The following is a 12126-nucleotide window of genomic DNA, read 5'->3' on the forward strand; positions in this document are numbered from 1 at the left end:
TGTGGGCTGCCCCCAGAAACTGGACATCAATCCAACCCTGGCGGGCAGTCCATGGCGTGGGAGTGGGCTTGCCCCGCGATGAGGGCCGGCAGGGCACAAACAAAAACGCCCGGACCAAGGTCCGGGCGTTCTCGTTCAGCGTGTCAGCCTATCACTTGCCTTCCCAGCGCTTGAGCACCAGGGTGGCGTTGGTGCCGCCGAAGCCGAAGCTGTTGCTCATCACGGTGGTGAGCTTGGCGTCTTCGGTCTTGCGCACGATCGGCAGGTCCGCGACTTCCGGATCCAGCTCGTCGATGTTGGCGGAGCCGGCGATGAAGTTGTTTTCCATCATCAGCAGGCAGTAGATCGCCTCGTGCACGCCTGCGGCGCCCAGCGAGTGACCCGACAGGCTCTTGGTCGAGCTGATCTTCGGTGCCTTGTCGCCGAACACTTCACGTACGCCCTTCATCTCGGCGACGTCGCCGACCGGGGTGGAGGTGCCGTGGGTGTTCAGATAGTCGATCGGGGTATCGACGGTGGACAGCGCCTGCTGCATGCAGCGGATAGCGCCTTCGCCGCTTGGAGCGACCATGTCGTAGCCATCGGAGGTCGCGCCGTAGCCGACGATCTCTGCGTAGATCTTGGCGCCACGGGCCAGGGCGTGCTCAAGTTCTTCGACCACGACCATGCCGCCGCCGCCGGCGATGACGAAGCCGTCACGATCGGCGTCGTAGGCGCGCGAGGCCAGTTCGGGGGTTTCGTTGCGCTTGGTCGACAGGGCGCCCATGGCATCGAACAGGAACGACTGGCTCCAGTGCTCTTCTTCACCGCCGCCGGCGAACACGATGTCCTGCTTGCCCCACTGGATCTGCTCCATGGCGGTGCCGATGCAGTGTGCAGAGGTCGCGCAGGCCGACGAGATCGAGTAGTTGATGCCCTTGATCTTGAACGGGGTGGCCAGGCACGCCGACACGGTGCTGCCCATGGTGCGGGTGACGCGGTACGGACCAACGCGCTTGACGCCTTTCTCGCGCAGGGTGTCCAGGGCTTCCATCTGGTTCAGGGTGGAAGCGCCGCCGGAGCCGGCCACCAGGCCGGTGCGCGGGTTGGAGATCTGCTCTTCGCTCAGGCCAGAGTCCTTGATCGCGTCCTGCATCGCCAGGTAGGCGTAGGCTGCGGCATGGCCGACGAAACGGTAGACCTTGCGGTCGATCAGCTCTTCGAGGTTCAGGTCGATGGAACCGGAAACCTGGCTACGCAGCCCCATTTCCTTGTATTCCGGGTTGTAACGGATACCCGGACGGCTGTTGCGCAGGTTTTCGGTGACGGTCTCTTTGTCATTGCCCAGGCACGATACGATGCCCAGACCAGTGATAACGACGCGGCGCATGCGAATAACCCTTAGAAATTGTCAGTGGAGGTGAACACGCCGACCCGCAGGCCTTCGGCGGTGTAGATCTCGCGGCCGTCGACGCTGACCGAGCCATCGGCGATGGCCATGTTCAGTTTGCCCTTGAGGACGCGCTTGATGTGGATGTTGTAGGTGACTTTCTTGGCGGTGGGTAGTACCTGGCCGAAGAATTTCACTTCGCCCGAACCCAGCGCACGACCGCGGCCCGGCAGGCCCTGCCAGCCGAGGAAGAAGCCGACCAATTGCCACATGGCGTCGAGGCCCAGGCAGCCTGGCATTACCGGGTCGCCTTCGAAGTGGCAGGCGAAGAACCAAAGGTCTGGATTGATATCCAGCTCGGCGACCAATTCACCTTTGCCGAACTTGCCGCCTTCCTCGCTGATATGGGTGATGCGATCGACCATCAGCATGTTCGGGGCGGGCAGTTGCGCATTACCGGGGCCGAACAGCTCACCGCGACTGCAGCGCAGCAGGTCTTCCCGAGTAAAGGCGTTTTGTTTGGTCATGCGAGCTCCTCAATAACCCCCTGTGGCAGGGGACGAATCTTCCCGGCCGGCCCGAAGCGCTTTGCATCCGAGGCGGCAGCCTACAGGTAGACTATTGCGTTGTGGTGAAAGTCACAGCGCACCTGGCAAAAGAAGTACAGGTGTGCACTGAAATGTTATTTTCCGGCCCAGCGACGGTCCTGTCCAGTCCTTAAGACTGCCGCAATTTAGCATTTATCGCCAGTCGCAACTGCCTGACCGGGCAACCAACGCCGCAGGATGCGCTGCAGGTCGGTACGTTTGAATGGCTTGCTCAGGTAATCGTTCATTCCGGCGGCCAGGCAACGTTCACGGTCGCCCTGCAGCGCGCTGGCGGTCAGGGCGATGATCGGCAGCCCTTCTGCCTGGGGCAGCAGGCGGATGCGACGGGTAGCCTCGTATCCGTCCACCTGGGGCAGGCGGCAATCCATCAGCACCGCGGCGAAACGCTGCTGGCCGACCAGGTCGATCGCCTGGGCACCGTCCATGGCCAGGCTGACCTCAAAACCCAGGCTGCGCAGCATCGCTTCGATGACGCTCTGATTGACCGGATTGTCCTCAACCAGCAGGATCCGCCCGCCGTCGTCAGCCGCAGCGCTGTCCACTAGCGTGCTGCCGGGCAGGACGGAAGTGGCGCTGGCCAGTACCAGCGGCATTTCCAGGGTGAAGGTCGAGCCCAGGCCTTCGCGGCTTTCGCCGCGCAGCTGGCCGCCCATCCGTTCGGCCAGGGTGCGGGCGATCGACAGCCCCAAGCCGGTACCGCCGTAGCGTCGGGAGATGGTGTTGTCGGCCTGCTGGAAGGCCACGAACATCATTTCCAGGCGGTTGCTGTCGATGCCGATGCCGGTATCGCGCACGGTGCAGGTCAGCCAGATCAGTTGGCGGTCGAGCACCTGCCAGCGCGCGTCGATGGCCACCTCGCCTCGCTCGGTGAATTTCAGCGCATTACCCACCAGGTTCAACAGGATCTGGCGGATCCGCGTCGGGTCGCCCACCACCTGAAGCTGGTTCATGGCGCAGGGCAGTTGCAGGCGCAGGTCGAGGTCGCGCTGCTGGGCGGTGTGCTGGAACGACTGCACGCTGCTGGTGATCAGGTCGCCCAGGTTGAACTCGATGTGCTCCAGTTCCAGCGCCGCGCGCTCGATCCGCGAGAAGTCGAGGATGTCGTTGATTACCTTGAGCAAGTGCCCTGTGGATTCGCTGGCCACGGCGGTGTATTCGGCCTGCTCGCCAGTCATCTCGGTGGTTTCGAGCAACTGCAGCATGCCCAGCACGCCGTTCATGGGTGTACGCAGCTCGTGGCTCATCATTGCCAGGAAGTCGGACTTGGCGCGGTTGGCTTGCTCGGCCTCTTCGCGCGCCTGGATCAGCTGGCCCATGGCCTGCTGTTGTTCATGGGCGGCCTGATCGAGGGCGCTGGCGAGGTTGTTGATGTGCCGTGCCAGGTGGCCCAGTTCGCTGTCGTCGACCACTGGCAGGGGGGCGTTGAAGTCGCCCTGTTGGATGGCGCGAACCGCGTGGCCCATCTCGCTGATCGGCCGGGACAGGCTGGTGGCCAGGCGACGGGCTAGCAGGAAGGTGAACAGCAGGGCGAACAGTGCGAGGATCGCGGCCTTGATCACGATTTCCTGCTGGCGCTGGCTGAAGGCGTCGTCGGACATCCCGACGATCACTCGCCCGAGGTAGTCGTCGCCAATGTTTGGTGGCGCCGCCTTGCCCTGCAGGAAGTCGTTGTCCAGGCGGATTTGCTGCAGGCGGATCGGCGCCTGAAACACCTCGACTCGTTGGGCGCGGTTGAGGCTTTCATCGGGCTGCTCGACATACACCAGAATATGGTTGCGGCTGTCCTGGACCTCGAGAAAGCGCACGTGGGGAATGCTCAAGGTCGCGCGCATGAGGCTCTCGAGCACTTCGTTGTTGCCCGAGATCACCCCGTATTCGGACGCCGGCGCCAGCTGGTTGGCAATCAGTTGCCCGGTGTGGTTGAGCTCCTGGCGCAAATCCTGGATGCGCACGAAGGTGAAGAAACTGATCAGCAGCAAGGTCAGCAGCAGGGCGGGACCCAGGCTGATGATCTGGGTGCGCGTATGGATATCCCAGCTCAGGCGCTTGCTCATGGCGTGGAGGCTCCTGCGGCGAGGGCCAGTGCGGCGGCGTCCGGATCGATCGCTTCCAGACCCAGCGCCCGGGCCACCTGTTGGTTCCCGCTGACACCAAAGTGCGCGGGGTACAGGCTGCGGGGCCAGCGGGCCGACGGTTGCTCGAGCAATTGCTCGAGTACCGCCAGCCAATCGTCCTGGTCGCTGTAGGTGCTGGCCAGGGCGCCGGCGCGGACGAAACCGACGTTGGGGCCGATCAGCGCCATCTGCCTGCCATAGCTGCTGAGCAGGACATTCTTGGCTGATTTCGAGTTGTACAGGTCCGGGTCGTCCAGCCCGAGCAGCACGTCACTGTTATTGAGTACGTGTTGCAATGGCCGACTGTCGCGCAGGTCGGGCCAATCCTGGGCGACGATTTCCAGCCCCAAGGGGTGGGCGGCCTGGCGCAGTTCGTCGAGCAGGAAGCGGCTGTGTTCGCCATACAGCACGCCAATGCGCCGGGCCTGCGGCAGCAGATAGCGGGCCAGGCGCAATTGGCGGGCCAGCGGCGGGTCACTCCACAGCAGGGTGAGATAGGCGGGACGCGAAGTGCCCAGGCGTTGTTCGGCCTGGACCCGGCTGACCCGCAGCGCCAGGGCTGAAGGGCCTGCGGCCTCCGCAAGGCGCCATTCCAGAGCTGGGGTGTCGAGCAGTACCAGTCGCGTGTCAGCCTTGAGTTTACCTGGGCCAGGTAGCTGTTCGACGGTCTGGAACCGCACCTGGTCGTGGGGCCTGCGCTTTTCCAGGGCTGCGACGAAGCTGCGGATGCCGGGCTGGTCTTCGCCGCCGACCAGCAGGATTTCGCTGGCCGACAGTGATCCCAGGGGCCACAGGCACAGCAGCAGCAGGCGCAGCAGGCGCACCATCAGAACTCCAGCTCCGCGCTGACGCTCAGGCGGTGGCGGCTGTCATAGCGGTTCTGCTCGAGGGTGACCGGTTCGTCATCCAGGCGCTGCTGCCACAGTGCGGCCAGTTCCAGGTTGCTGCCGTGGATCTTGAAGCGCTTGGCCACGCGCAGGTCGACCCGCTCGTAGCGGTACTGGTTGAGGGCATCGTCGCCGTAATAGAAGAGGGCGCTGGACCAGCCCTCGCCCCAGTCGCGCAGCCAGCCGGCCGAGCCGCTGTTGCGGGCACTCAGGCGGCGATCGGCCGGGTTGCTGGCCCAGGCGTCGACATAGGCATAGGTCAGGCGCAGGCGGTCGCGCTGGGTGGCGCGCCAGTCGAACTGCGCCTCGCTGCCGCTGAAACGGGCCTTGTTGGCGTTGCTGGCGATGAACTGGTTGTTCTTTAACGGCTCGCTGATCATGCCGGTGATTTCGTCGTAGAACAGTTTCACGTCGACGTTCAGGTCGATGTCGCTGAAGGCGCCGTTGTAGCCGAGTTCTCGCGAACGCATGCGCTCCTGGTCGAGGTTGCCGGGGCCGCGGGTCTTGACGAAATATTCGCCGTTCTGCAGCCCGTACAGGTTGGGCGAGAGGTTCTTGACCGTGTAGCTCCAGTTGACGTTGTTCTCGAACATGTCCGGCGAGCGAATGGCCTCGGAATACACCGCGCGCAAGCCATGGCGAGGAGTGATCAGGTAGTTCACCGCCACACGCGGGGTCAGCGAGTTGCCCGACAGCTGCGAATGTTCGTACATGGCGCCGCCCTGGAGGATCCAGTGCTCGTCGGCGCGCCATTCGAGCTGGCCGAACAGGCGCCAGGTCTGGTCGTCGATGCTGCCGTTGAAGTAGGTCTGCGAGTCGGCGCGGTCGTAGCGGTAGTTCATGCCGCTGACCAGGCGCAGGCTGTCGGTGAGGCTCAGGGTGTCCTGGATTTCCAGGTCATAGCGGGTTTCGCGGGTGCTCTGGTCGACGTCGCCGCAGATCGTGTTGCGCCCGCCGCTGGCCCACTGGCTCTGCACCTGGCCCATCAGCGAGCCGAGCACCGGATTGGTGGTGCTGGGCAGGTTGCCGGTGTACAGATTGCGCGCGACCTTCTCGGCGAAGTTCGGGTCGAGCTGCCACAGGCGTGTCAGCTCGGGGCTGAAGGCAATTGCCGCATCGCAGGCGCGCCACACCTGCTGACGGTCGAAGTGCTGCGCCGAACCCTGCACATAGAGGCTGTGCTCGGGGTTGAGGTCGAGGTTCCAGCGCACCGAGCCTGCATAGTCCTTGGCGTTGACGTCGGCGTTGTCGCCGGCGCGGTAGTTGCCGAACACCGGCTGGTAGGTGTAGGGGCGCTGGTTGCTGCCTTCCTTGGCCGCCAGTTGCCATTCCAGGGTCTGGTCGGGCGCCAGGGTATGCACGGCATTGATGTTGATGCGGTTGGCACGGCGGCTGTCGCGGTAGTCGTGGCCGAACTGGTCCTGGTCGAAGCCGTCGTCCTGCTGGCCGGAGAGCGACAGGCGCAGGTCGCCGCTGTCCCAGCCGAAGCCCTGGCTTGCGTAGTAGTCGTTGATGCCGTCCTGGCCGCGAGTCAGCTTGACCCGCGTGCCATGGCTGTCGGCGGGGTTGCGGGTGAGGATGTTGACCACCGCCATCAGCGCGTTAGCGCCGTAGCTGACGGTGTTCGGGCCGCGGAACACCTCGATGCGCTCGATATCCTCGATGGCCACCGGGATGTCGCTCCAGTCCACCGTGGCCAGCCCTGCGCGGTACACCGAGCGGCCATCGATCAGCACCTGCATGCGCCGGGCGTCGCTGACGTTGCTGCCGTGGTAGTTGACCGTCGGCTGGTTTCCGGCGCCGTAGCCGATCATCATGCCCGGCACCAGGCGCAGCAGCTCGGGGATGTCGCGGGCACCGCTGGCACGGATCAGCTCGTTATCGAGCACGGTCATGCTGCCTGGAACCGCCGCCGGGGATTGTTTCAGGCGCGTGGCGGTCAGAACCTGCGGCAGGTCCTGGTTGTCGATGAACAGGTCCTCGGCCATGGCCGGGCCGCCCAGCAGGGCAGTCAGCAACAGCAGGCGTGGATAGGGTGGCGTGCCAGGGAACACGAAACGGCCTTGTTTCAGAAATTTATCAGGCATGTTAACCGACCATGCGGCTTTTGCCAGTGCGACACCATGACAGGCCCGCCCTGCAATGGGCAGGTACTGCCACTGGCTCTGGCGCATGCGCGCCGTATAATGCGCACGTCGCCACTTACTTTATTGGTTAACGGATTGGATATGACTGAACAGCAACCTGTTGCAGTTCTTGGAGGCGGCAGCTTCGGCACCGCCGTGGCGAACCTCTTGGCACAGAACGGCCATCCGGTGCGGCAGTGGATGCGCGACCCGGCGCAAGCCGAGGCAATGCGCGTCGACCGCGAGAATCCGCGTTACCTCAAGGGCATCCGCCTGCATGACGGCGTCGAACCGGTCAACGACCTGCTCGCCACCCTCCAGGGCAGCGCACTGATCTTTGTCGCCTTGCCCTCCAGCGCCTTGCGCAGCGTGCTGGCGCCCCACGCCGAGCTGCTGCGCGGCAAGGGCCTGGTCAGCCTGACCAAGGGCATCGAGGCGAACACCTTCAAGCTGATGAGCCAGATCCTCGAAGAGATCGCCCCCCAGGCACGCATCGGCGTGCTGTCAGGCCCCAACCTGGCCCGCGAGATTGCCGAGCATGCATTGACCGCCACCGTGGTCGCCAGCGAGGACGAAGCGCTATGCCAGCAGGTGCAGGCTGTGCTGCATGGCCGCACGTTCCGTGTCTACGCCAGCAGCGATCGCTTCGGCGTCGAGCTGGGCGGCGCGTTGAAGAACGTCTACGCCATCATCGCCGGCATGGCCGTGGCCCTGGGGATGGGCGAGAACACCAAGAGCATGCTGATTACCAGGGCCCTGGCCGAGATGACCCGCTTCGCCGTGAGCCAGGGCGCCAACCCCATGACTTTCCTCGGGCTGGCCGGGGTCGGTGACCTGATCGTCACCTGCTCCTCGCCCAAGAGCCGCAACTACCAGGTCGGCCATGCGCTGGGCCAGGGCCTGAGCCTCGAGCAGGCGGTCAGCCGACTGGGTGAAGTTGCAGAAGGTGTCAACACTCTCAAGGTGCTCAAGGCCAAGGCCCAGGAGGTGGGCGTGTACATGCCGCTGGTGGCGGGCCTGCACGCGATCCTGTTCGAGGGCCGCACGCTCAACCAGGTGATCGAGCACCTGATGCGCGCCGAGCCGAAGACCGATGTCGATTTCATTTCCACCAGCGGTTTCAACTGAGGGAGAAACGTATGAACGATACCCCGGAGCGCGCCCAGCGCGAGTCGATCATCCTGCGCGTGCTGTGGATGCTGGTGTTCCTGGTGGCCTGGCAACTGGCCGAGCTGCTGCTTGGCGGCCTGGTGCTGGTGCAACTGATCTACCGCCTGATCTACGGCGCGCCCAGCGCCAGCCTGATGAACTTCGGCGACAGCCTGAGCCAGTACCTGGCACAGATCGGTCGTTTCGGCACCTTCCACAGCGACCAGAAACCCTGGCCGTTCGCCGACTGGCCGACCCCGCGCACCCCGGAAGGCGAAGCGCCCCACGCCGTGGCCCCGGCGCCACACCCGGTGCGTGACGAGGAGCCCAAGCTGTGAAGCTGTGGGTGCTGCGCCATGGCGAGGCCGAGCCACGGGCCAACAGCGACGCCGAGCGGCGCCTGACCGCCCACGGTCGCGAGCAGGTGCTGCGCAGCGCCGCGCACCTGTTGGGCCAGCCGTTGCAGGCAATCATTGCCAGCCCGTACGTGCGCGCCCAGCAGACCGCCGCCCTGGTGCACGGCGCCCTCGGTTTTTCCGAGCCGGTGCGTACCGTGGCCTGGCTGACGCCAGAGAGCGCTGTACAGCAGGTGATCGGCGAGATCGAGCACCTGGGGCTCGAGCATCTCCTGCTGGTCAGCCACCAACCCCTGGTGGGCAACCTGGTTGGTCAGCTCGAGCACGGCCATGCCCAGCAACCGGCACCGTTCAGCACGGCCAGCCTGGCCGAACTGGAGGGCGACTGGCCGCTGGCCGGCCTGATGACCCTGCGCAGCCTCAACCACCCTGGCTGACACCTGGCAACTGACATTTATGCCAGTTGCCGTTCGGGTCGCGCGGGCCTTAGCGTGGCGGCGTGCATGATCACAACGCCGCGCAAGGAATCATGGATGAGCAGGCAACGCCTGGAGCTGGTGCGCTCCGTCAATCCCCAGAGCGTGATCGACAAGCTGGACAGCCCCGCTGCGCTGGACTTCGCCGAGTACTGCCTGTTGCGCGACTGTGCCGACGCCAAGCTCGACCAGATGCTGCGCCGCTTCGAAGGCCAGTACGAGCTCGAGCAACTGCGCCAGGCCGGCATCCGCATGGCGCACCTGCTGCAATCCAGCTGCCTGGCGCTGCGCCGGCTGGCGGATACTCAGCAGGACCGTCAGCTGGCCCGCGAAGCCCTCGAGTGGCAACTGGCCTACATGCGTGCCTGCCTGCACCGTTCGATGGCCAGTTTCGACTCGCGATGACCTGATCGTCACTGGCGATGACCGTTCAGGACGTTGCCGCCAGCCGGTCGCTTGCCGACAATGGGCCATCCATCCCCCGTGCAGAGCAGGCGGCCATGTCGCAGCAGATCTTCTTCGCCCACGCCAATGGCTTCCCTTCGGCCACCTACGGCAAGCTGTTCGCCGCGCTGGCGCCGGACTACCAGGTGCATCACCTGGAACAGCACGCCCACGATCCGCGCTTTCCGGTCAACGACAACTGGCAGAACCTGGTGGACGAACTGCTGCATCACCTGGAGCGGCAGGACGCACCGGTCTGGGGTGTCGGTCACTCCCTGGGCGGTGTGCTGCACCTGCATGCGGCGCTGCGTCGGCCGGAGTTCTACCGCGGGGTGGTGATGCTCGATTCGCCGGTGCTGACCCGCGCCGACGAATGGCTGATCCAGGCCGCCAAGCGTCTGGGTTTCATCGACCGCATCACTCCGGCCGGGCGTACCCTGGGCCGGCGCGAGGCCTTTCCCGACCGAGACAGTGCGCGCCGTTACTTTACCGGCAAGACCCTGTTCCGCCACTTCGATCCGGAGTGCCTGGAGGCGTACCTGAAGCATGGCCTGGAGCAAGGCGAGGACGGTTTGCGCCTGCGCTTCGACCCCGCTACCGAAATCAGCATCTACCGCAGCATTCCGCATGTCAGCCCGGCCCGGCCACGTCAGTTGCAGGTGCCCCTGGCGATGGTGCGCGGGGCCCAGAGCCGGGTGATCCGCAAACACCACGCCCTGGCCGTGCGCGGCATGGCCAAAGGCGAGTACCACAGCCTGCCGGGTGGGCACATGTTCCCCCTGGAGCGGCCCACCGACACCGCCAGCCTGATCAAGGGCCTGTTCGACCGCTGGAGCCAGGCATGAGCGCCCAGGTCGAGGAGATCCGCCTGACGCTGGGCCACATCGAACTGGCCGCGCACCTGTTCGGTCCGGCCGACGGCCTGCCGGTGATCGCCCTGCATGGCTGGCTGGACAACGCCAACAGCTTCGCCCGTCTGGCGCCGCAGCTGAAAGGGCTACGCATCGTCGCCCTGGACCTGGCCGGGCATGGTTACTCCGAGCATCGCCCGGTCGGTGCCGGCTACGCCCTGGCCGACTACGCCCACGACGTGCTGCGGGTTGCCGAGCAACTGGGCTGGGAACGCTTCGGCCTGCTCGGTCATTCGCTCGGCGCGATCATCTCGGTGCAACTGGCCGGCGCCTTGCCCGAGCGGGTCAGCCACCTGGCGCTGATCGACGGCGTGATCCCGCCGACGCTCAGCGAACAGGACGCTGCCGAGCGCCTGGGGCTGGCCTTGCAGGCGCAGCTGCGCCTGGAGAGCAAGCGCAAGTCGGTGTACCCGACCCTGGAGGAGGGCGTCGAGGCGCGCATGAAGGGCATGGTCGCGGTGAGCCGCGAAGCCGCCGAGTTACTGGCCCAACGCGGCCTGATGCCGGTGCCCGGCGGCTACAGCTGGCGCAGCGACAGCCGCCTCACCTTGCCTTCGCCCACCCGGCTGAACCAGGACCAGGCCATGGCCTTCGTCAAGCGCATCGCCTGCCCGGCCTATCTGGTGGTGGCTGCCGACGGCATGCTGGCGCGCCACACGGAATTGCTGGAGCAGCTACCCTTCGAGCAGGTGACCCTGCCGGGCGGGCACCATCTGCACCTGAACGACGCCGAGGGCGCGGCCCTTGTCGCAGACTGTTTCAATCGCTTCTTTGGCATTCCTTGACTTGCACCGGACAAGTGTCGAGGCTTGGCGGGTTGAAAGGGAGACAACCATGTACATGCCAGACATCCACGCACCTTGCCCCGCCACCTGCGAGGGCGGTCGATGAGCGCACCTGTTTTCGTTCGCGGCGCCATCGCCGCGTGCCTCGCCATCGCCAGCCCGCTCCTCTGGGCTGGCAGCCTGCCGGTACCCGCAGACGCCAAGGTGGTCGACCAACGCCCGGCAGTGGAGCAGGAACGCGTCTACCCCATGGGCCCGCTGCGCAAGATCAGTGGCCGGCTACGGGTCGAGGACAAGGTCGAGAGCCGTGGCCAGGTCAGTTCGGTGACTTACGAACTGCCGGTCGAGCGCAGCGCCCGCGAAGCCTTCACCAGCGCCCGCGAGGCATTGCAGCAGGACGGTGGCTATCCGTTGTTCTGGTGCCAGGGCCGCGACTGCGGCGAGGCCAGCCTGTGGGCCAACGACGTGTTCGCCAACGCCCGCCTCAATGGCGGTGACGAGCAGCAGGCATTCATCCTGTTGCGCCGCTCCGCCGAAGAAGCCGACACCCTGGTGGCGCTGTACAGCGTTACCCGCGGCAACCGCCGCGCTTACCTGCATGTCGAGGAGTTCGTCGCCGGCAGTCCGTTGGGCGAGCTGCTGCCCACCGCCGCCACGGTGCTGCGCGAACTGCGCGACACCGGCAAGCTCGACTATCCTGACCTCGCCGAGCCCCAGGCCGCCTGGTCGACGCTGCTGGCCCGCAGCCTTAACCTGGACAGCACCCTGCGCGCCAGCCTTAGTGGCAAGGGCGCCGAAGCCTGGCGCGAGCAACTGGTCAAGGCCGGCGTGCGCAGTGCCCGGCTCGAGGTAGGCGACGCCCCGACCGAAGGCCTGCACCTGGAACTGATCCGTTGAGTGA

12 protein-coding genes are annotated in these 12126 nt (G+C 65.5%); 7 read left to right on the plus strand and 5 right to left on the minus strand.

What is annotated here, in order from left to right; genetic code table 11:
- Nucleotides 1-151 precede the first annotated feature (151 nt).
- From fabB to BMY03_RS19925, 5 genes are all read right to left on the minus strand, one after another.
- On the minus strand, nt 152-1369 hold the full coding sequence (fabB, locus tag BMY03_RS19905; RefSeq protein WP_038706500.1) for a beta-ketoacyl-ACP synthase I: 1218 nt from the start codon (nt 1367-1369) through the stop codon (nt 152-154).
- A gap of 11 nt (nt 1370-1380) precedes the next feature.
- Nucleotides 1381-1896, minus strand: a complete 516-nt coding sequence (gene fabA, locus BMY03_RS19910; protein WP_023631260.1) for a 3-hydroxyacyl-[acyl-carrier-protein] dehydratase FabA — start codon at nt 1894-1896, stop codon at nt 1381-1383.
- Nucleotides 1897-2102: 206 nt separating this feature from the next.
- Entirely contained in the window at nt 2103-4031 is a 1929-nt protein-coding gene (locus BMY03_RS19915; RefSeq protein WP_023631259.1) for a response regulator, read from the minus strand.
- The gene (locus tag BMY03_RS19920; RefSeq protein WP_023631258.1) at nt 4028-4918 is read right to left on the minus strand and encodes an ABC transporter substrate-binding protein; all 891 of its coding nucleotides are present in this window, start codon (nt 4916-4918) and stop codon (nt 4028-4030) included. Before BMY03_RS19920 ends, BMY03_RS19915 begins: the two co-directional genes overlap by 4 nt.
- Entirely contained in the window at nt 4918-7065 is a 2148-nt protein-coding gene (locus BMY03_RS19925) for a TonB-dependent receptor plug domain-containing protein (protein WP_201755073.1), read from the minus strand. Before BMY03_RS19925 ends, BMY03_RS19920 begins: the two co-directional genes overlap by 1 nt.
- Before the next feature lie 141 nt (nt 7066-7206).
- Between BMY03_RS19925 and BMY03_RS19930 the strand changes: the two genes are divergently transcribed.
- From BMY03_RS19930 to BMY03_RS19960, 7 genes are all read left to right on the plus strand, one after another.
- A complete protein-coding gene (locus BMY03_RS19930; RefSeq protein WP_038706499.1) occupies nt 7207-8232 on the plus strand; it encodes an NAD(P)H-dependent glycerol-3-phosphate dehydrogenase in 1026 nt (341 codons plus the stop codon).
- A gap of 11 nt (nt 8233-8243) precedes the next feature.
- On the plus strand, nt 8244-8591 hold the full coding sequence (locus BMY03_RS19935; RefSeq protein ID WP_038706498.1) for a DUF4389 domain-containing protein: 348 nt from the start codon (nt 8244-8246) through the stop codon (nt 8589-8591).
- Nucleotides 8588-9046 (plus strand): phosphohistidine phosphatase SixA, encoded by a 459-nt coding sequence (sixA, locus tag BMY03_RS19940; protein WP_038706497.1) that lies wholly within the window; start codon nt 8588-8590, stop codon nt 9044-9046. The genes BMY03_RS19935 and sixA overlap by 4 nt, the downstream gene beginning before the upstream one ends.
- A 96-nt stretch (nt 9047-9142) precedes the next feature.
- Nucleotides 9143-9490: a hypothetical protein gene (locus BMY03_RS19945; RefSeq protein ID WP_023632132.1), complete on the plus strand. Its 348-nt coding sequence runs from the start codon at nt 9143-9145 to the stop codon at nt 9488-9490.
- Nucleotides 9491-9585: 95 nt separating this feature from the next.
- A complete protein-coding gene (locus BMY03_RS19950) occupies nt 9586-10374 on the plus strand; it encodes an alpha/beta fold hydrolase (protein WP_094012053.1) in 789 nt (262 codons plus the stop codon).
- Nucleotides 10371-11225 carry an alpha/beta hydrolase gene (locus tag BMY03_RS19955; protein WP_094012054.1) on the plus strand — a complete coding sequence of 285 codons (855 nt, stop codon included), beginning with the start codon at nt 10371-10373 and terminating at the stop codon, nt 11223-11225. The genes BMY03_RS19950 and BMY03_RS19955 overlap by 4 nt, the downstream gene beginning before the upstream one ends.
- Before the next feature lie 102 nt (nt 11226-11327).
- Entirely contained in the window at nt 11328-12122 is a 795-nt protein-coding gene (locus tag BMY03_RS19960) for a DUF4892 domain-containing protein (protein ID WP_038706495.1), read from the plus strand.
- Nucleotides 12123-12126 lie beyond the last annotated feature (4 nt).

Source organism: Pseudomonas soli (assembly GCF_900110655.1).
In the GTDB taxonomy this organism is placed as follows: domain Bacteria; phylum Pseudomonadota; class Gammaproteobacteria; order Pseudomonadales; family Pseudomonadaceae; genus Aquipseudomonas; species Aquipseudomonas soli.